The following is a 19,464-nucleotide window of genomic DNA, read 5'->3' as shown; positions in this document are numbered from 1 at the left end:
TAGATTGTTAGATTGTTAGATTGTTAGATTGTTAGATTGTTAGATTGTTAGATTGTTAGATTGTTAGATTGTTAGATTGTTAGATTGTTAGATTGTTAGATTGTTAGATTGTTAGATTGTTAGATTGTTAGATTGTTAGATTGTTAGATTGTTAGATTGTTAGATTGTTAGATTGTGGAATTTGGAGGTTCTGATGAAATTTTGGAATCTACTATAAAAACATTATGTAAAATAGAAAATATGAAAAAGTTACTTTACATTCTCTTCATAGGCATTGCTATTCAAAATACGTCAGGTCAGGACCTGAAACCCGAATATCAGAAGTTTGTTAAAAAATTTATTGATAATGTAAAAAATGATAGAAAAGAGGCTGTAGCCGAAGCTATTAAATACCCTTTAAGAAGAGATAATCCAATTCCGTCTATCAAGAATAAAGCAGAGCTTGTAAAAAGATATGCTGAAATTTTTGATACTGAACTGAAAGCCGAAATTTCACAATCGGATGCGACAAAAGATTGGTCAGAAGTGGGCTGGCGTGGCATAATGCTAAATCAGGGAACTTTGTGGATGGATACTGACGGAAAAGTTTTCTCAATAAATTATCAGTCAAAAGTGGAAAGTGATCTCAAAAACAAATTGATAGCTTCTGAGAAAAGTAAACTTCACCCATCGATTGCAAAGTTTAAAGAGCCACAAATTATCATAGAAACATCTAAATTTAGAGTTCGAATTGATGACTTAGGAAATGATACTTACAGATATGCTTGATGGTCAATAAATCAATCGATGAGCGAAAAACCGGATTTAATCATTACCAACGGAAAATGGTTTCACGATGGAACAGGAGGTAACAACCATTACGATTTTAAAAAAGGAAATTATTTGTACCAGTGTTATATTACAGTTTTAGGTACAAAAGATTCAGCACCAGCTAATTTAACCATTTATCAAAACGGAAAAGAAATCCTTAATCAGGATGCTAAAATTGTTCCACGTTAAACATTATCCTATTTCGAAAGAATGGGATTTTTTGTTTTATTACCCCATTTCAATTCGATTACAACTATTTTAAATTAGTTATATTTGATCGTAATTGTCGGATTAATAATTAATTAAAAATATTTAAGATGAAAAGAAGCAACATATTTTTAGTAGTATTATTTTTTTGCAGTGGGTTTATAGTTGCCCAGGATTCGAAAATCGATTATCAGAAATTGGTTAAAAAGTTCATTGAAAATGTCAAAAATGATAAGAAAGAAGCGATTGCTGATGCGGTGGTTTATCCGTTAGAGCGAGTATATCCTATACCCGATATTGCAAATAAGGCAGATTTTATAAAACGATATTCTGAAATTTTTGATACTCCGTTAAAAAACGAAATTATAAAATCGACGCCAGAAAAGGGCTGGACAGATATGGGTTTGCGCGGAATTATGTTAATTCAGGGCAACATTTGGCTTGATACTGAAGGACGTTTAACGGCCGTGAATTATCAATCGAAAGCCGAAATAGAACTTAAAAACAAACTAATTGCGTCGCAAAAGAAAAACCTGGATCCTAGTATTGCTTTTTTTCAGGATCCGGTTTGTATTCTGGAAACTTCTAAGTTTAAAATTAGAATCGATCATTTAGGTTTTAATAACTATCGATATGCATCATGGTCCATTCAAAAGGAAATGACTGAAAAGCCTGATTTAGTTATTAATGGTGGCGTTTTAGTCGTTGAAGGTATTGGCGGTAATCACCAGTATGAATTTAAAAAGGATGGGGATGTTTATGAGTGTGCCATTATCGTTTTGGGCGAAAAGAATTCTCCTCCGGCAAGACTGAAAATATATAAAGGGAAGAAAGTAATTCTTTCGCAGGATGCAGAAATAATAGCGAACTAAAAAAGCCCATTCCGAAGAACAGGCTTTTTTTAGTTTTATAAAGGTTGTACGAGAATCCAGGCATCCGGATTTTCTCCTTTTTGTATTTCTTTCTGTGCTTTTTCGGCTTCGGCCATTGTAGCATAGCTGCCGTAGAGAACAGGGAATAATCCGTGTTTGTTTTCGCCTAGCATTCTGGCTTCGTAACCATCTTTTACTAATTGATTATAAGCTTTTCTGGCATTTTTTTCGCTTCTGTATGCACCGGCCATAATGTGGTAAGGCATTGTTTTTTCAGCAGCTGTTTCTACATTTGTTGTATCTACTGAGAGAGTTACAGCAGGCATAGGGTTCTGGATAAAGAAAGTCGCTTCCTGAATTTTGTTTTCTACTTTTTTCTGTACACTGCTTTCTACAACAAGTGTTTTGGCGGCGATTTGATTTTGATATAAAGGATATCCGATACTTCCTGTAATTCCAAGTCCTAAGACTAGTATCGCAGCATATTTCAAAAGTGGATTTGTTGTTCTTCCTTCTTCATTTTCGTATAATGAAATTGCATCTCCTTCCGAAATTTCCTCTATTTTTCGCTCGAAATTCTCTTTTTTTACTAGTGGGGAAACAAATGGACTTAGTCCAAAAGAACTTGTAAGGAAATTAGTTTGATCATTAGGAGTGAATACCATTTTCTGATCAGCATTATATCGAATTTCACCAATATTTTTAAGTGCTACAACACCATTTTCTTCTAGTGTTTTTTTCCAGCTCACGACTTCAAAAGCAATGGCGCTTACTGCAAAACCGTAAGAAGTTTTTTCAGCCTGTGCGATATGATTTGCCAACAATCCATCATTGTTTTTTAGATAACCATTGAAAGAGATCATTTTTGTCGGTGGAAAGAAAGAATTTGTGCTTTCATTCAGCTTTGCCGATTGAATTTCTGTTAAAAATGCTCCAAACCCTGGAACCGTTACACACTGATAACGATACAGTAACTGTGCTATGTAATTTTCGATTTTCATAGTAACAAAGTTACAACTACAGAATACTTATCAAAATGTTATTCACAATTTTTATTAACAATTGCTTTATTTTTATAGACAATTCTTTTTCAAATAGTTAATAGGTAGTGTTTAAGTCGTGTAGGATTTGAAACAATATTTATATTTAAATTTAACAGGATTAGACTTTCTTTTTATGATATTTGTGTTTCGTATTTGAGGTTTTATTCTTTCTTATTTTACATAATATTTTACACGGATGCCGGATCAGGATTTATTCTATTTATTAGCCTTATTAAAAGTCGATGGAGTTGGAGATATAATGGCTAAAAAGCTGCTTAATTATTTTGGCAGTGCAGAAGCTGTTTTTAAAAGTAAGGGAAGTCAAATGGCTGCTATTGATGGTGTTGGATCGGTTTTGTTACAGAATTTTAAGGATAAATCGGTTTTCGAAAAAGCGAATCAGGAAATGGAATTTATGAAATCTGGTGGCGTTAAAGTGTCTTTTTTTAAAGAGGATGGCTATCCGGAACGCTTAAAACATTGTATTGATTCTCCTGTGCTGATTTTTACCTCTGGAAATATAAATTTAGCAAATAAACGAATAATTAGTATTGTGGGAACGCGCCAGATTACCTCTTATGGAACGGAGTTTTGCCGAAATTTAATAGAAGAACTGGCACCTCTCGATCCGGTAATCGTAAGCGGTTTTGCCTATGGTGTAGATATCGTAGCACATCAGCGGGCGATGGATTTTAACCTGCAAACTATTGGAGTTCTGGCACATGGTCTCAATCAGATTTACCCAAAATCGCATAAGAAGTATATGGTTCCAATGGAAGAAAATGGTGGTTTTATAACCGAGTTTTGGAGTACATCAAATCCCGATAAAGAAAATTTTGTTCGTAGAAACCGTATTGTGGCGGGTATGACTGAAGCAACAATTGTAATAGAATCTGCTGAAAAAGGAGGGTCGCTGATTACCGCCAATCTTGCTAATGATTACAATCGTGATGTTTTTGCCGTTCCCGGACGTGTGACAGACAAATACAGTCAGGGTTGCAATAATCTCATTAAAACACAACGTGCCAATGTATTAACAAGTGCCGCAGATTTAGTTTATATGCTGAACTGGAATGTGGAAACAAAGGCAAAACCGGTTCAAAAACAGCTCTTTATTCATTTGGAAACGGAGGAACAAAAGGTGTATGATTTTTTGCTAAAAAACGGTAAAGAATTGTTGGATATTATTGCGCTGCAGTGTGATTTTCCTATATATAAAATTTCGGGAATTCTCTTAAATATGGAACTGAAAGGAGTCATTCGACCCTTGCCGGGAAAATTGTTTGAGGCCGTTTAATTTGGATTAAACCTGACAGGTTTTTAAAACCCGTCAGGTTTAGATGTTTATTTACTAAATCCCAGAACTTCTCTTACTTTGGCTAAAACACCATCAGCAAGTACGGAAGCTTTTGAAGCGCCTTTTTTCAGTAGGTTATCTACTTCATCAAGGTTGTTCATGTAGTAAGTATATTTTTCTCTTTCGGTTTTAAACTTTTCTATAATCAGTTCAAACAAAGCTTGTTTGGCGTGACCGTAACCATAGTTTCCTCCTAAATAGTTGGCTCTCATTTCGGCGATTTGCGCTTCAGTTCCCAGCAGGGAATAAATGGCGAAAGCATTACAAGTGTCCGGGTTTTTAGGTTCTTCAAGTGGTGTACTATCGGTTTCAATACTCATCACCTGCTTGCGAATTGTTTTATCGTCAAGGAAAATATTGATCAGATTGTTAGCTGATTTACTCATTTTTCCACCGTTTGTTCCCGGAATCAGTTTGCCGTCTTCCTGGATTTTTGCCTCTGGAATCACAAAGGTTTCTCCCATTTGGTGGTTGAAACGTGAAGCGACATCACGAGTGATTTCTAAATGCTGTAATTGATCTTTACCAACCGGTACAAATTCGGCATCATACAATAAAATATCGGCGGCCATTAACATCGGATACGTAAAAAGTCCGGCGTTAACATCGTCTAAACGATCCGCTTTATCTTTAAACGAATGTGCGAGAGTCAGACGCTGAAAAGGAAAAAAGCAGCTTAAATACCAGGTTAATTCTGTCGTTTGTACCACATCAGATTGTCTGTAAAAGGTTACTTTATCAGGATTTAAACCACAGGCTAGCCAGGCGGCAGCAGTGCTGTAAGTGTTTTCTCTAAGAGTTTTACCGTCTTTAATTTGTGTAATCGAATGTAAATCAGCAATAAATAAAAAGGATTCATTTGCCGGATTGTTTGATAATTCGATTGCAGGAATAATTGCTCCCAATAAATTGCCTAAGTGTGGCGTTCCAGTACTCTGAACACCGGTCAGTATTTTTGCCATTCTCGTTTTTTCTTATTACTAAATGCAAAGTTCGTTTTTTTAGAGCAAAGTGTGTAATTTTTTTTAGTTTCTAATTATTTTAACCACAGAGAACACAAAGTTTTTCACAGAGTTTGCGAAGGATTTAACTTTAATGAATGTTAAATTTTTTGAAGTTCACAAAGGGAATGGGTATGTATTAATCGTTAATAACCCTTCGTATACCATTTTTTAGAAGAATTTCATTGAAGTTTATAAGTAAGCCTAGTTTGTATTTTCCAAGTTTTAAGTATGTTAAAGTTTGGGCTAAATGAATTGTGGTTAATGATTCTACACTTTTTATTTCGACTACAAATTTTTTCTCCACCAATAAATCAACACGATAACCGCAATCTAGTTTTACTTCTTCAAAAATTAGAGGCATCGCTTTTTCTTTTTCTACAGAAAGACCATGTTGTTTAATTTTATAAAATAAACATTCTTTATATGCATTTTCAAGTAAACCAGGACCGAGTGCTTTGTGAACCTGAATTGCTAGTCCGATTACAATTGTAGATATTTCATTCTCTGTCATAATATCAAATTTAATACTTATTTCCTTATAATTAATTAAATTTTAACCATAGAGATAGAAAGTTTTTCGTAGAGAAAGGGAAGTTAGATCTAAAAAAATTTAACTTAAAATCTGTTAACTTAGAAAAAGCTTTTCTATTTAAAAAACTCTGTAAACTCTGTGAAAGACTTTGTGTTCTCTGTGGTAAAAAACACGAGCGTAAATTCTTTTTGTAGAATTCATTTCTGATTTATTACATTTGAAACCATGAAAGGATTAAAAGTTGTTTTTTGGGTTTTATGGCGTATATGGTTTTATATTTTAATGGCCATTCCGATATTGATTATGCTGCCGTTTTTGCTAGTTTCTATAGCGTCAGAGAAGGGTTACCCCTATTTTTTTAAAATGGCCCGCATTTGGGCTAAATTTATCCTTTTCGGGATGGGTTTTTATTATAAAGTCGAACGTGAAGAGAAGCTGGTTCGAAATAAGAGCTATATGATCGTAGCCAATCATACTTCGATGACCGATATTATGCTAATGCTGGCTCTCGTTAAAAATCCGTTTGTTTTTGTGGGAAAGAAAGAGCTTTCAAAGATTCCTTTGTTTGGGTTTTTCTACAAAAGAACCTGTATTTTGGTTGATCGAACTTCTTCGAAAAGTAAAAATGAGGTTTTTAAAAGAGCGCAAAACAGGTTAAATCAAGGGCTTAGTATTTGTATTTTTCCTGAAGGCGGAGTTCCTGACGATGAATCTATTTTACTGGATGAGTTTAAGGACGGTGCTTTTCGTCTGGCGATTGAGCACCAAATTCCGATCGTTCCCATTGTTTTTGCGGATAACAAGGAAAGATTTTCATATACTTTTTTCAGTGGAAGTCCTGGAAAAATGCGTGCAAAGGTACTTCCTTTTGTTGCTACAGAAGGATTGGCAGCTGACCATAGAAAAGAACTGCGAGATCAGGTGAGACAAATGATTTATAAAGATTTACTGAAGTTTAAAAATAAAGAAAAGTAACTCATTTTAAGGATAAAACCCGGCAAAATTGAAAATTGCCGGGTTTTCTTTTGAATTAAAATTACTCCATTTTATATTCAATAATGCTTATCTATGAATTATTTTTTCAGAAATAAAACGCAATACTTTTCTTAATTTCAGTTTGGTTTTTTTACGGTTTTTGTTGTACAACACTTCTATTTTCTCTTTCATGGTTAAAATATTTTGGGTTGATACTAAAGAGTTTAATAAAACTCAAGTTAACGACATACTATTATAGAGCGTAAAAAATGAAAAAGGTTGCGTGAAAAGGTGAAAAAAAAAAATAAAAACCCGTTAGAACCAAAAAACTAACGGATTTTTATTGAACAAACCAACCAAATTTAAAGAAAAACCTTTGATCAGATACTTTTGGCTAAGTACCAGTCAAATCTTTTGTCTCTTCATAAGATGGTTTGGTTCCGGAATGGTTGCGTTAGTAAATGCATATTTTTTTAAATAAAAAACCCGATCATCTTTTAGGAATGATCGGGTTGTATGTAAAGTATTGATTGTAAATACTTTTAATGATTTTAAGCGTCTGCTAATTCTTTGATATGTGCTTTGATTTTAATCTCAAGTTCGTCTGCTAATTCCGGATTATCTTTGATCAAAGCTTTAACAGCATCACGACCTTGTCCTAATTTGGTATCGCCATAGCTAAACCAGGAACCTGCTTTTTTAACGATTTCAAATTCAACAGCAAGATCAAGAATTTCACCTGTTTTAGAAACTCCTTCTCCGTACATGATATCAAATTCGGCAGTTTTGAAAGGCGGAGCAACTTTGTTTTTTACAATTTTAACTTTGGTTCTGTTTCCAATTACATTTTCACCGTCTTTAATTTGCGAAGAACGACGAATATCTAAACGTACCGAAGCGTAGAATTTTAGAGCATTACCTCCTGTTGTAGTCTCCGGATTACCAAACATAACACCAATTTTTTCTCTCAACTGGTTGATGAAGAAAACGGTACAGTTTGTTTTACTGATGGTTCCGGTAAGCTTTCTTAAGGCTTGTGACATTAAACGTGCATGAAGACCCATTTTGGAATCTCCCATTTCACCTTCGATTTCACTTTTTGGAGTCAATGCAGCAACAGAGTCAATTACCACAATATCAATTGCTCCTGAGCGAATTAAATTTTCGGCAATTTCCAGCGCTTGTTCTCCGTTATCAGGTTGCGAGATGATTAAGTTTTCGATATCGACACCCAATTTTTCGGCATAATTTCTGTCGAAAGCATGTTCAGCATCTATAAAAGCAGCTATTCCGCCGGCTTTTTGAGCTTCAGCTATTGCATGCAATGTTAGAGTGGTCTTACCAGATGATTCAGGACCGTATATTTCAATAATTCTTCCTTTTGGATATCCATTTACTCCAAGGGCTAAATCAACGCCAAGTGAGCCAGAAGAAATCGTTTCTACCTCCACAATGGCTCTGTCGCCCATTTTCATTACGGTTCCTTTTCCGTAGGTTTTGTCAAGTTTATCAAGCGTTAGTTGTAACGCTTTTAATTTGGCTTCTTTGTCTGAACTCATCTTTTCTTAAATGTCTAAATTGTTATTTTTTTCTTTCAAATAAATTTAAAGAAGATACTAACTTCTTGATCTTTATTAATGAGGCTTATATTTTGTAAAAATAGTTCTTTTTTCGAAGTTTGATTGTTCCAAATTGTCACAATTTGCACTACAAGAATAAAGCCTTTAATTCTGTGGCATCGGAAGGATTTAGTTTTCCGGCTAACACTAAACTAAGTTGTTTACGACGCAAAGCGGCGTCAAAACGTTGTATTTCAAGTTCAGTTTCGGGCAATATAGCCGGTACTTCTACAGGTCTGCCGGTATCGTCTACGGCTACAAAAGTGTAGATGGCTTCGTTGGCTTTGGTTCTGTTACCAGATTCGCGGTCTTCTACCCAAACATCAATGAAAACTTCCATCGAACTTTTGAAAGATCTTGAAACTTTTGCTTCAACTGTTACAACACTTCCTAACGAAATGGCTCTGTTAAAAGCCACGTGATTTACAGAGGCTGTAACTACAATTCGGCGGGAATGTCTGCGGGCTGCAATACTTGCGGCACGATCCATTCGGGCTAATAATTCGCCACCAAAAAGGTTGTTTAAAGGATTTGTTTCACTTGGTAAAACTAAATCGGTTAAGATGGTAAGGGACTCTGATGGGTGTTTTGCATTCATTTTTTTACTGTAAATTTTATTTTTTGCCACAATTTTATTTTTTGATTTCAATTCAATTTTGTTTTACGAATGTTGAATCTGTGACGATTTAATTTTTTTATTGACTTTAAAGCGGTGCGATTATGTCAGATTAGTTCAACCAGTAAACCGCCATTACTGCCGGAATAAAATAGATCACTATGGTTCTTGCACCGTCATAATCTTTGGCTAATCGCTGTCCGAAAAGCATCATTAGCAATGTGATACATGAAAATATAGCTCCGTATAATCCAAATTCCCGGCCACTGTCGGTGAGCAATTGTATCGCTCCGACTACACATAAAATTCCGGAGATTAATTCCATAATTAAAAGATGAAGCAGGGCAAGTGGTATTTGGTTTTTAAGTCTTGTTTTGGCAAAATGTCCTTTAAGCCACTCGACATTGTCTTTCCAGTAAAATATTTTTTCGTATCCGGATTGTAAGAAGGTTAAAGCTAAAAATGCTAATAGTAAAATGGAGGCAACATTATTCATTTGATAACTATTTTTTGTGGATTAAACGAGTCAGTTTTATAGATAAGTCGGTTAGAATTATTTTTGCATTTCCGTTCCTTTCGATATGATACATTGCATCCGAAAGTTCTTTGAAAATTTCGTGAATATTGTTTCCGTTGACAAAAGGTGCAAAATTTTCGAGTTTGAATTTATCTACTTTTGGTTCGATGTACACAAGAGTAGGGGCCTGATAGTTAAGCATCAAGGCTTGTCGAAACATTTCCATACAGAACTGGATGAATTTTTTCTGACTTTCACGTCCCAGACCGGCAATTTCTTCACTCCAGGAAATTAAATCCTGAATAGCAGCTGCATTTCCTTTCGCTCTAAACGCAGCACGAACCCAATTGACAAACCATTGTTCGAAAGGTAACTCTGAATCATCTTCTTTTAAAAGATGTAAGGCCTTACTAAAATTTCCCTGTGCCTGATGTGCAATTTTAAAAGCTAATTTTTCGTCAATGTTTTCTTTAGAAATTAAAGCTTCTGCAATTACTTTTTCGGGAAGTCCGTTAAAATGAATGACCTGACAACGGGAGCGGATGGTTTGAATTATATCTTCTTCGTTTTCAGAAATGAGAATGAAAATAGTCTTGTCTGAAGGTTCTTCAAGTAATTTTAAAAGTTTGTTGGAGGCGGCAATATTCATTTTATCGGCCATCCAGATAATCATAATTTTGTAACCGCCTTCGTATGATTTTAATGAAAATGATTTCAAAACTTCCTGTGCATCTTCAACTCGAATTTCTCCTTGTTTGTTTTGAACACCAAGTATTTTGTACCAGTCAAACAAACCTCCATAAGGCATTTCCTGTATAAAAGTACGCCAGTCCTGAATAAAATCTAAACTTTTGGGTTTTGTTTTGACATCCTCAGTGGTCACTGTCGGATAAATAAAATGCAAGTCGGGATGTGAGAGGTTTTGAAATTTCAAATTGCAGGAATCATTTCCGTTTGAGTTTTCGTCTCCTGTGTTGTTGCACAAAATATATTGTGCGTAGGCAATTGCTGTTGATAATGTGCCACTTCCTTCCGGCCCAATGAATAGTTGTGCATGCGGAATTCGTCCGGAAGCTGCACTTTTTATCAAGTGACTTTTGATGTAATCCTGACCTAAAATTTGAGAAAATTGCATGAAGCAAAGATAGAAGAAAATGATGTAGTCAAAAATTTTAGCTCAAAAGTTTATCCATACAGAGTCATTTCTAATAATCATGAAGATTTCGAGCTGTTTTTTGACGTTTGTTAACCAACTTTTGTTAATAAACATGGCAAGATGTGGAGATATTAAGACTTTTTTGTTAATAGTTTTTTGCTGTACAATGATTAACGAAAGCTTTTTTTGATTACTGGTAGTACGTGTTAGTTTATTTTTTATAGCCAATATCTTACCCTTTGCAACAGAGCCAATTTTAACTAAAATCTCGTTAAAACGCACATTTTCTCGACATAACGCTGGTTTTTAAGCTTTTTTTAAGCTTTTTTTTTGAAAAAAGAAATCAATAAAGTTGCAGTTTAAGTTAATTTCTATATTTTTGTTTTTATGAACAACCAATTATAAACTAAGAATCTATGAAAGGGAAAATTATTTTATTAAGTACACTTTTTTTTATGACGACTGGTGCCATTTCGGCTCAGGCGAAAAATGCTCCAAGAAGTATAATCAGTACAACTGCTATTATTCGTAAATACCATGATCAAAAAGAATTGAGTGGTATGCAAAAAGGAGAACTTTTAGAATTGTACATCGAGCGTATTAAAGTTTTAGTAAAAACTCTTCCTTACATTGCTTTGGTAACAAAACCGGGAGTTACGATGGCCGACTTAGGTATTCCGGATGACAACGAACACAAAAAAGTGTTAGATGGTCAGGCTGTTGGTACAACAACATTTTTAGATACAACAGTAGAATTTCAAAGAAAGATGATGCCGTATTCTGATAAAGGAAACTTAATCGCTGCAATTTTATTCTACGAAAGCACATTGAAATCTTTACACGAGTTCAACGAATTGAACGAAATGTAATATTATATAATTTTTAAAGCTTTTTTTGTCAATGTTTATATAGAGGATTGAATTTATATAGATATTTTAGAAAAGAAATAAAAAACAACTCTCTCGAAAAGTTCTGAGTATGATCAGAAAATTCGAGATGAGTTTTTTCATTTACGCATACCCAAATTTATTATTAACTGTAATACCCCCTTATCATGAAAAAAATTACTCAAATGATCTGCGTTCTTTTGACAGTTACGAGTATGAGTGCTCAACAAGAGAAAGGAATTATGGGCTACAACAATTGGTTGAACAACTGGACCGAATTTAAGCCTAACAAAGTAGAGTATGGAGAAGCAAACCAAATTTTAGCAGGAAATATTTCTGTTAATACTAAATTGCTGAAGAAGAATATTTATGTACTGCAAGGTAATGTTTATGTTACGAACAATGCAGTTTTAACCATTGAACCAGGAACTTTAATTATTGGTGATTTTGAAACAAAAGGAACTCTTGTTGTTACAAAAGGTGCCCAAATTATGGCCGATGGTTTAGAGACCGACCCAATTGTATTTACTTCAAACCGTAGCCAGAAAAAAGCTGGTGACTGGGGTGGAATCGTAATTCTAGGGGATGCACCAATTAATAAATTTGGAAATGTTGGTTCTTACAACTTAGATCTTGATCCTAGTTTAACGACTTACGGTGGTGATAATGCTGCGGCTAATTCAGGAGTTTTAAGATTCGTAAGAGTTGAATTTGCAGGTAAAAAAGTAAAAGGTGTAGACACTTTCAACGGTATAACTTTTGCCGGTGTGGGATCTAAAACAGTACTTGACAACGTTATGGTAAGCTACTCTGGTGGTGACTCATTTGCCTTTTTTGGAGGTGATGTAAACGCTACTAAATTTGTATCTTATAAATCAATCAATGACGATTACAAATTTACTCAGGGTGTACAATGTCGTTTGTACAATTCATTAGCAGTAAGATCTTCTTATTTATCAAGTAATAAAGACGGTTCTCGTTGTATGGAAGTAAAGTCTTTCGAAAAGAAAAGTGAAACGGATTTTACTAAAAAGCAAACTTTAGTTGTTGCAACTAATATTACGATGCTTAATGACAGCGAAAACATCAAAGCTGATATTCAGTCAGGATTAGTAAAAGAAGCTGTTTTTGTAGCTGAAAATGCTTCTCTTGAAATGAAGCGTAGTGTAATTTCCGGATTTAATCCAGCTGTTTTATTAGACAGTAAAACAGAAATTAATGATGCTAATCTAAAGAAAATCAAATTTGAAGAAATGTACTTTAACCTATGTAACGGAAATATCTTTACAGAGTACAACTCAAACAATGAAGATTTAGAAAGCTGGTACGGAAATAGTGTATTTTTCAATGTGTATTCTCAAAGTAACAACAGAGAGACTTTCATTGACATTTTCAACCCTAAAAAGCCGGATTTCAGATTACAATTAGGCAAAATTACAGCGTCTAGCAGCAACAGATAATAGATTTCGATTTTTATTTCAGCGTAAATTTTATTAATAAAGTCCCCAGACATAATTTATGTATTCGTCTTAATACCGGACAAATAAAGATCAAGACATAATGGCACCATCTAGAAAAAAATATTTTATATATATAATATTTTTGGTTTTCCCTATTTCGCTTAGTTTATATGCTCAAAATACCACAGTAGAACGACCTACTTCTGCTGAAGCAATAAGCGAAATAAGAGGCTGTGAGAACCAAAAAATAAAAAATGCTGATCCAGTATGTATCGGCGAATTAGATAATTCTAATCAGTTATTAGCAGGGCTATCCATCCCCAAGGATAGCCTTTCTATGGCAGCTGAAGTGAAAGATCAGAATTCAGAGTGCAAAGAAAATTCGTTTTTAACCGGTTCTTTTTCAGTTCTTGCAAAGGATATTATCGAGAACTATAAGTACGATTTTTCTGAAACATTTATTGATATCCTCTTTTTTGAAGACATAGATTTAGCAAGAACACGCACTATATGATTCAAAAAATTACCCCAAATTTTACCAAATTAGTGCTTTTGTTTTCTTTAGTTATTTTAACTAAATTAAATTCATATGCCCAAACGCCAGTGATAGGACCACAGCAGCTTCCCTTTGAGAGAATCTGCGCTGGTTTTATTGTCAATGGCGTTGTGTTTAATGAATATTTTGCAACTTTCAGCTACGTAGATTTTCCCGCTGGAACAATTTTTGCCGTAGAACTTTCTGATGAGACTGGAAGTTTTACAAATCCAACAGCTACTACAACACTTTCGGTTACAGATGATGCTGCTTTAAAACAACAAACAATTAAATTTGCGGTTCCGACTAATCTGAAAGGATCAGATCTATATAGCTTACGCGTTAAGAGCTTGAATACTACACCTGTAGTAAATAGCCCAAGATTTAAAAACGCCGTTGGTAATACAACCTTTTCTGTTTATTACAGTACTTATGTAAGTTCGTTTTATATTAATGAAAAACAGCCAACAGCGTCTTTTTGTGCTGGCGGTAATCTTACACTTTCCGTTTATAATCCTACGCCTTCTGATCAGGCTTCGTCACCTGCTAATTACTCCAATCTAAAATACAAATGGTACAAAGATGGTGCTGTAATTGCCGGACAAAGTTCTAAAGATTTGATTGTAAATTCTGCCGGAAAATACTATGCCGAAATTGACTATGGTTTATGTTCTGATGTAAATTTTAGCTCAAATCGTGTTGATGTAACCACTTCAGGATCGGGAGGATCGGCAGTTACCATTAGCTCAAGTTTGGGAAACCCGTTTTGTGCATCTGGATCAGGAACAGTTCTAACGGCTACTTCCGGAAATACTTACGTTTGGAAGAAAGACGGAGCAATAATTTCGGGTGCTACTACGCGTAGTATTAATGCAAATGTATCAGGAGTTTATACGGTACAGGTTGATTTTGGAGGATGTAGTGCTACAGGAACTATCGATTTGAAAAGTAATAGCTTTAATGCGAGTATAGATGCGCCGGAAACCACATCAATAAACGAGGGGGAAACTTTGAATGTTTCGGTTACAACAGATGCTTCAAACCCTACTTTTGAATGGTTTTTAAATGGAAACGCAATTGCAAGTGCAACATCAAGTTCTTATGTTGTATCTATTCCTGGTAATTATAAAGTTAAAATTTCTCAAGCATCGGGTTGTATTTCTTCTCAGGAGTTTAGTTTTAAAGTTACAGGACCAATGGCTTCGACGACAGTGATTCCTAATGTTGTAAGTCTCCAGAATCCCTATTGGAATATTCCGGATGTTTATAAAACAGTCCAGACGAAAATAATAATCATGAGTTCTAATGGTGAAATTATGTATGACGGTTTAGGAAGTGATTATAATCCTGAAACCAATACGTTTATAAAAGATTTTAAAAATGTTAATCCGGTATATTACTATGTCATTAAATCCGACAATGGTGAAAAAAAAGGATCAATAACTGTAATAAGGTAATATGAAGAAAATTTTACTATTCATCACACTATTTTACGGTTTTTCAAATACACTCTATTCTCAGGACAAAAATGAGGATGGAGTTGTTTCGTTTTCGTTACCTATTAGAAATTCTTTAAAGTTTAATCGATACTTAATTAACCCGGCTTTTAGCTTTGTTCGTGAAACAAATGCTTATGCCAGTTTTTATAATAAAAGACAATGGGTACAGTTTGAGAATGCACCAAACACCTATTTAGCCAACTATTCGGGCCGTTTTAGAGAAAATGAAGCTTTTGCTTTTGGTCTGTTTCAGCAAAATTATGGTTTAATGACGGTTTTTGGAGGAATCGGAAACTTTGCTCATAACATCGTTTTAGAGCAAGACAGTAATTTAACTTTTGGTTTAAATGTTGGAGTTTACCAAAGCAGTTTAAATAAAGGAAAAATCATCTCAGATGATCCAAATATTTTAAATGGAGATTATCCGTCAAACACTTTGCTTACGGTTAATCCGGGAGTAAATTATGGAACAGAGTTCCTTGACTTTGGATTAGCGGTAAACAATCTTATCCTATATAATTTCGGTGGCGGAATTGTAAAAGAAGACCCTGAAAGAGCGATTCAGTTGCATGCTATGTATACAGGATACATTGATAGTTTTGGTTTTTTTGACAGAAGTAAATTTTCAGGAATTGTAAAAACAGAGGTTAAAAAAGGTAAGACAGTAATTTCCGGACTTGCAATGATTGCAATTCCAAAAGGAGTTTGGGCTCAAGCAGGATACAATACATTATATGGGATTTCTGCCGGTCTTGGATTTAATATTTCTCCAAGTATTGCATTTGAATACAACTATGAAAAAGGCATGGGAAATTTTACCAATATGGGAGGTTCGCATGAATTTACAATTGCTTATAAATTTAAAAATAAAAACTATTACTATGGTGATGATGAAGAAGGCTCTTTAATAGATCCGGCTAAACCAAAACCGGTATTGGCTAAACCATCATCAGGAACAACCGCTGAAAGAACTGATGGTGCAGAAAAAGCGAGACTGGCTGCCGACGCGAAGGCTAAAGCCGATGCAGAAGCGCTAAAAGTGAGACTTGCCGCAGCCGAAAAAGTGAAGGCTGATGCAGCAGCGGCAGCAAAAGCAAAATTAGAAGCAGACAATAAAGCCAAAGCTGATGCCGAGGCACTTAAGATAAAAATAGCCGCTGACGCTAAAGCAAAAGCGGATGCCGCAGCAGCGACAAGAGCACAAACTGCAACGGCAAACAGAGCAGTTGCTGCAGAACAAAAAACACAGGCGCAGCTGACCGCAGATAAGGCAAGAGCGGATGCTGAAGCCCGCAGAATAAAATTGGCTGCAGATAATAAAGCGAGAGTAGATGCAGCGGCAGCGGCAAGAGCGAATGCTGCTAATGCTAATAAGCCTTCAGCGACGCCACAAAAAACACAGGCACAACTGGCTGCTGATAAAGCCAAAGCTGATGCCGAAGCAATGAAATTGAAATTAGCCGCAGATGCTAAAGCAAAGGCTGATGCGGAAGCCGCTAAAGCAAAAACTGCTGCGGAAAATAAACCGGCAACAGCGCCACAAAAAACACAGGCTCAATTAGCTGCTGACAAAGCAAAAGCTGATGCGGAAGCCGCTGCAAAAGCAAAATTAGCTGCTGATGCAAAAGCAAAAGCAGATGCTGAAGCTCTGAAAATAAAACTAGCAGCAGATGCAAAAGCTAAGGCTGATGCTGCAGAAGCAAAACGTAAAGCCGATGCAAAAGCGAAAGCAGAAGCTGCAGACTTACAATCAATTTTAGCTGCGGATGCAAAAGCCAAAGCAGATTCAGATGCGCTTCAGGCGAGACTGGCTGCTGAAGCGAAAGCCGCTGCTGCTGCTGCTGCAAAAACAAAGGCAAGTATAGATGCTGCCAATAAAGCAAAAATAGCTGCTGACGCGAAAGCTAAAGCTGCTGAAGAAGCTGCCTTAAAAGAAAAACAAGCTGTTGAAGCCAAAGCCAAAGCAGATGAAGAAGCCAGACAAGCCAGAATTGCTGCTGAAGCTAAAGCGAAAGCCGATGCAGAAGCTCTTAAAGTAAAATTAGCTGCAGATGCTAAAGCGAAAGCGGATGCAGAAGCACTTCAGGCGAAATTAGCTGCCGATGCAAAAGCCAAAGCCGATGCAGAAGCTCTTCAGGCGAAATTGGCTGCAGATGCTAAAGCGAAAGCCGATGCAGAAGCACTTCAGGCGAAATTAGCTGCTGATGCAAAAGCCAAAGCAGATGCAGAAGCACTTCAGGCAAAATTAGCTGCCGATGCAAAAGCCAAAGCAGATGCAGAAGCACTTCAGGCAAAATTAGCTGCCGATGCAAAAGCCAAAGCGGATGCAGAAGCACTTCAGGCGAAATTAGCTGCTGATGCTAAAGCGAAAGCGGATGCAGAAGCCCTTCAGGCAAAATTAGCTGCCGATGCCAAAGCCAAAGCAGATGCAGAAGCACTTCAGGCGAAATTAGCTGCTGATGCAAAAGCCAAAGCAGATGCCCAGGCTCTTCAGGCGAAATTGGCTGCCGATGCAAAAGCGAAAGCGGATGCAGAAGCACTTCAGGCTAAGTTAGCTGCTGATGCAAAAGCCAAAGCGGATGCAGAAGCTCTTCAGGCAAAATTAGCTGCCGATGCTAAAGCGAAAGCCGATGCAGAGGCACTTCAGGCTAAGTTAGCTGCTGATGCAAAAGCCAAAGCTGATATGGAAGCTTTACAAGCTAAATTACTTGCGGATGCGAAGGTAAAAGCAGATGCAGAAGCAACTGCTAAAGCGAAAGCAGATGCAGAAGCAAAACAATTACAGGAAGCGGAAGAAGCTCGTTTGGCAAAATTAGCTGCCGATGCCAAAGCGAAAGCCGATGCTGAAGCTCTTCAAGCAAAGTTAGCTGCTGATGCAAAAGCTAAAGCAGACGCCAAAGTTAAAGCGGATGCAGAAGCCCTTCAGGCGAAGTTAGCAGCAGATGCCAAAGCGAAAGCCGATGCAGAGGCTCTTCAAGCAAAGTTAGCTGCTGATGCCAAAGCGAAGTTAGCTGCCGATGCTAAAGCAAAGGCGGATGCAGAAGCCCTTCAAGCGAAGTTAGCTGCTGATGCCAAAGCGAAAGCCGATGCAGAAGCTCTTCAGGCGAAGTTAGCTGCTGATGCTAAAGCTAAAGCTGATGCAGAAGCCCTTCAAGCGAAGTTAGCTGCTGATGCCAAAGCGAAAGCCGATGCGGAAGCTCTTCAGGCGAAGTTAGCTGCCGATGCCAAAGCAAAAGCCGATATGGAAGCCGCACAAGCGAAGTTATTGGCAGATCAAAAAGCGAAGGCTGATGCAGAAGCGACAGAAAGATTAAAAGCTGAGGAAGAAACAAGACAGTTGCAATTAGCAGAAGAAGCTCGTTTGGCAAAATTAGCTGCTGATGCGAAAGCGAAAGCCGATGCAGAAGCTCTTCAGGCAAAGTTAGCTGCGGATGCACTTGCAAAAGCTGCTTCAGCTCCAAAAGATGATACAGCAAAAGCAATAGATAACTTATCTCAGTCTATCGAGAGCGCAAGTAAAATGCAGAAAGATTTATTGGCACAGTTTAATACAACAGTGGCAAGTAAACAAAGAGACTTGAACGACTTAAGAGAAGAGAATGATTTAAGTGAGAAAGGAATTTATAAAGAACCAAAACCTTTCAAAAGTGTAGCAGCCGAGAACAGTCAGCTGGAAGCTTTAAAATCTCAACTTGCTGAAGTAAATAAAGCACAGAAAGATGAAATTGCGAAGTTGACTAATTTATACAACGAAAGGCTTAAAAAGTTTCCTAATAAAAACGATGCTTTGAATAAGGCTTATCTGGAAAAGATAAACGAGTTAAAAGCAGCACAATTGAAAATGGAACAGGATAGCGCAACATTACTTTCTAATTTAGAACGTATCAAGGCCGAGACTGAAATTGAGAAGAAACGTCGAATCAAACGTGCAGCATATGAGAATGATCAGGGCCGATATGCACAGGATGTTGCCGCTCTTAAACGTATTAGAGAAACAACGAAATTAAGCAGTACGCCTCTAACAGCAAGTGATTTTGATTTCGGTGAAGACCAATCAAATATGCAGATTATCAAGAATATTAAGAATGCTGATGGTGGATATTATTTAATTATTGCAGTTCACAGCAGTGTTGAAAAACGCGATCAGTTCCTCGCTAAAGCAGTTGCAGCAGGACGTACAGATGTTAATTTCTTTTATAATGTAACCACAAGTAAGTATTACATCTATTATGAGAAATTCGACGGACTGTCAGAAGCTACAAAAGCACTGGAAGCAAAAGGGACTAAGCCATACAACGGGAAAATGGCAATTGTGAAAGTGGAGAATTAATATAATTATTGAGAATATAGCCCCGTTCTTCTTAATTTTTTTAAG

17 protein-coding genes are annotated in these 19,464 nt (G+C 36.3%); 10 read left to right on the top strand and 7 right to left on the bottom strand.

What is annotated here, in order from left to right; all coding sequences use genetic code 11:
• Positions 1-240: 240 nt before the first annotated feature.
• The 3 genes from LNQ34_RS08240 to LNQ34_RS08230 all read left to right on the top strand — a co-directional run bounded on the left by LNQ34_RS08240 (position 241) and on the right by LNQ34_RS08230 (position 1,889).
• Positions 241-768, top strand: a complete 528-nt coding sequence (locus LNQ34_RS08240) for a hypothetical protein (RefSeq protein ID WP_229999202.1) — start codon at positions 241-243, stop codon at positions 766-768.
• A gap of 18 nt (positions 769-786) precedes the next feature.
• On the top strand, positions 787-999 hold the full coding sequence (locus LNQ34_RS08235) for a hypothetical protein (protein WP_229999200.1): 213 nt from the start codon (positions 787-789) through the stop codon (positions 997-999).
• A 128-nt stretch (positions 1,000-1,127) separates the two neighbouring features.
• Complete coding sequence (locus tag LNQ34_RS08230; protein ID WP_229999198.1) at positions 1,128-1,889, top strand: hypothetical protein; 762 nt, start codon at positions 1,128-1,130, stop codon at positions 1,887-1,889.
• Between the two features lie 35 nt (positions 1,890-1,924).
• Here LNQ34_RS08230 and LNQ34_RS08225 read toward each other — a convergent pair whose 3' ends face one another.
• A complete protein-coding gene (locus tag LNQ34_RS08225; protein WP_017495765.1) occupies positions 1,925-2,890 on the bottom strand; it encodes an HU domain-containing protein in 966 nt (321 codons plus the stop codon).
• 238 nt (positions 2,891-3,128) lie between these two features.
• On the opposite strand from LNQ34_RS08225, the gene dprA reads away from it, so the two are divergent.
• Positions 3,129-4,229, top strand: coding sequence for a DNA-processing protein DprA (gene dprA / locus LNQ34_RS08220; RefSeq protein ID WP_202700726.1), 1,101 nt, complete (start codon positions 3,129-3,131; stop codon positions 4,227-4,229).
• A gap of 47 nt (positions 4,230-4,276) precedes the next feature.
• Here dprA and trpS read toward each other — a convergent pair whose 3' ends face one another.
• Both trpS and LNQ34_RS08210 read right to left on the bottom strand, forming a co-directional pair.
• Positions 4,277-5,251 (bottom strand): tryptophan--tRNA ligase, encoded by a 975-nt coding sequence (trpS, locus tag LNQ34_RS08215; RefSeq protein ID WP_229999196.1) that lies wholly within the window; start codon positions 5,249-5,251, stop codon positions 4,277-4,279.
• A 178-nt stretch (positions 5,252-5,429) separates the two neighbouring features.
• Entirely contained in the window at positions 5,430-5,804 is a 375-nt protein-coding gene (locus LNQ34_RS08210; protein WP_229999195.1) for a GxxExxY protein, read from the bottom strand.
• Positions 5,805-6,050: 246 nt separating this feature from the next.
• Between LNQ34_RS08210 and LNQ34_RS08205 the strand changes: the two genes are divergently transcribed.
• On the top strand, positions 6,051-6,800 hold the full coding sequence (locus LNQ34_RS08205) for a lysophospholipid acyltransferase family protein (protein WP_202700729.1): 750 nt from the start codon (positions 6,051-6,053) through the stop codon (positions 6,798-6,800).
• Positions 6,801-7,351: 551 nt separating this feature from the next.
• On the opposite strand, the gene recA is transcribed toward LNQ34_RS08205, so the two are convergent.
• From recA to LNQ34_RS08185, 4 genes are all read right to left on the bottom strand, one after another.
• On the bottom strand, positions 7,352-8,359 hold the full coding sequence (gene recA / locus LNQ34_RS08200) for a recombinase RecA (RefSeq protein ID WP_017495770.1): 1,008 nt from the start codon (positions 8,357-8,359) through the stop codon (positions 7,352-7,354).
• A 148-nt stretch (positions 8,360-8,507) separates the two neighbouring features.
• Positions 8,508-9,017 (bottom strand): acyl-CoA thioesterase, encoded by a 510-nt coding sequence (locus tag LNQ34_RS08195; protein ID WP_026109914.1) that lies wholly within the window; start codon positions 9,015-9,017, stop codon positions 8,508-8,510.
• Positions 9,018-9,147: 130 nt separating this feature from the next.
• Entirely contained in the window at positions 9,148-9,531 is a 384-nt protein-coding gene (locus LNQ34_RS08190) for a DoxX family protein (protein WP_202700730.1), read from the bottom strand.
• 7 nt (positions 9,532-9,538) lie between these two features.
• On the bottom strand, positions 9,539-10,687 hold the full coding sequence (locus tag LNQ34_RS08185) for a DNA polymerase III subunit (protein WP_229999193.1): 1,149 nt from the start codon (positions 10,685-10,687) through the stop codon (positions 9,539-9,541).
• Between the two features lie 437 nt (positions 10,688-11,124).
• On the opposite strand from LNQ34_RS08185, the gene LNQ34_RS08180 reads away from it, so the two are divergent.
• The 5 genes from LNQ34_RS08180 to LNQ34_RS08160 all read left to right on the top strand — a co-directional run bounded on the left by LNQ34_RS08180 (position 11,125) and on the right by LNQ34_RS08160 (position 19,419).
• Entirely contained in the window at positions 11,125-11,577 is a 453-nt protein-coding gene (locus LNQ34_RS08180; RefSeq protein ID WP_202700732.1) for a hypothetical protein, read from the top strand.
• Positions 11,578-11,762: 185 nt separating this feature from the next.
• A complete protein-coding gene (locus LNQ34_RS08175; RefSeq protein WP_202700733.1) occupies positions 11,763-13,055 on the top strand; it encodes a hypothetical protein in 1,293 nt (430 codons plus the stop codon).
• A 100-nt stretch (positions 13,056-13,155) separates the two neighbouring features.
• The gene (locus LNQ34_RS08170; RefSeq protein WP_202700734.1) at positions 13,156-13,569 is read left to right on the top strand and encodes a hypothetical protein; all 414 of its coding nucleotides are present in this window, start codon (positions 13,156-13,158) and stop codon (positions 13,567-13,569) included.
• Positions 13,566-15,047: a gliding motility protein SprC gene (gene sprC / locus LNQ34_RS08165; protein WP_229999191.1), complete on the top strand. Its 1,482-nt coding sequence runs from the start codon at positions 13,566-13,568 to the stop codon at positions 15,045-15,047. The genes LNQ34_RS08170 and sprC overlap by 4 nt, the downstream gene beginning before the upstream one ends.
• A gap of 1 nt (position 15,048) precedes the next feature.
• A complete protein-coding gene (locus tag LNQ34_RS08160) occupies positions 15,049-19,419 on the top strand; it encodes a PorP/SprF family type IX secretion system membrane protein (protein ID WP_229999189.1) in 4,371 nt (1,456 codons plus the stop codon).
• The last annotated feature ends 45 nt before the right edge of the window (positions 19,420-19,464 follow it).

The organism is Flavobacterium lipolyticum (genome assembly GCF_020905335.1).
GTDB classification, from domain to species: domain Bacteria; phylum Bacteroidota; class Bacteroidia; order Flavobacteriales; family Flavobacteriaceae; genus Flavobacterium; species Flavobacterium lipolyticum.
This window is presented reverse-complemented; position numbering and strand designations above follow the sequence as displayed.

What these genes read in the sequence shown, in the direction of transcription:
- sprC (WP_229999191.1), top strand. Translation starts at nt 13,566, where the DNA reads ATGATTCAAAAAATTACCCCAAATTTTACCAAATTAGTGCTTTTGTTT.
- LNQ34_RS08160 (WP_229999189.1), top strand. Translation starts at nt 15,049, where the DNA reads ATGAAGAAAATTTTACTATTCATCACACTATTTTACGGTTTTTCAAAT.
- LNQ34_RS08175 (WP_202700733.1), top strand. Translation starts at nt 11,763, where the DNA reads ATGAAAAAAATTACTCAAATGATCTGCGTTCTTTTGACAGTTACGAGT.
- LNQ34_RS08225 (WP_017495765.1), bottom strand. Translation starts at nt 2,890, where the DNA reads ATGAAAATCGAAAATTACATAGCACAGTTACTGTATCGTTATCAGTGT.
- LNQ34_RS08170 (WP_202700734.1), top strand. Translation starts at nt 13,156, where the DNA reads ATGGCACCATCTAGAAAAAAATATTTTATATATATAATATTTTTGGTT.
- LNQ34_RS08185 (WP_229999193.1), bottom strand. Translation starts at nt 10,687, where the DNA reads ATGCAATTTTCTCAAATTTTAGGTCAGGATTACATCAAAAGTCACTTG.
- LNQ34_RS08235 (WP_229999200.1), top strand. Translation starts at nt 787, where the DNA reads ATGAGCGAAAAACCGGATTTAATCATTACCAACGGAAAATGGTTTCAC.
- LNQ34_RS08205 (WP_202700729.1), top strand. Translation starts at nt 6,051, where the DNA reads ATGAAAGGATTAAAAGTTGTTTTTTGGGTTTTATGGCGTATATGGTTT.
- trpS (WP_229999196.1), bottom strand. Translation starts at nt 5,251, where the DNA reads ATGGCAAAAATACTGACCGGTGTTCAGAGTACTGGAACGCCACACTTA.
- LNQ34_RS08190 (WP_202700730.1), bottom strand. Translation starts at nt 9,531, where the DNA reads ATGAATAATGTTGCCTCCATTTTACTATTAGCATTTTTAGCTTTAACC.
- recA (WP_017495770.1), bottom strand. Translation starts at nt 8,359, where the DNA reads ATGAGTTCAGACAAAGAAGCCAAATTAAAAGCGTTACAACTAACGCTT.
- LNQ34_RS08230 (WP_229999198.1), top strand. Translation starts at nt 1,128, where the DNA reads ATGAAAAGAAGCAACATATTTTTAGTAGTATTATTTTTTTGCAGTGGG.
- dprA (WP_202700726.1), top strand. Translation starts at nt 3,129, where the DNA reads ATGCCGGATCAGGATTTATTCTATTTATTAGCCTTATTAAAAGTCGAT.
- LNQ34_RS08195 (WP_026109914.1), bottom strand. Translation starts at nt 9,017, where the DNA reads ATGAATGCAAAACACCCATCAGAGTCCCTTACCATCTTAACCGATTTA.
- LNQ34_RS08180 (WP_202700732.1), top strand. Translation starts at nt 11,125, where the DNA reads ATGAAAGGGAAAATTATTTTATTAAGTACACTTTTTTTTATGACGACT.
- LNQ34_RS08210 (WP_229999195.1), bottom strand. Translation starts at nt 5,804, where the DNA reads ATGACAGAGAATGAAATATCTACAATTGTAATCGGACTAGCAATTCAG.
- LNQ34_RS08240 (WP_229999202.1), top strand. Translation starts at nt 241, where the DNA reads ATGAAAAAGTTACTTTACATTCTCTTCATAGGCATTGCTATTCAAAAT.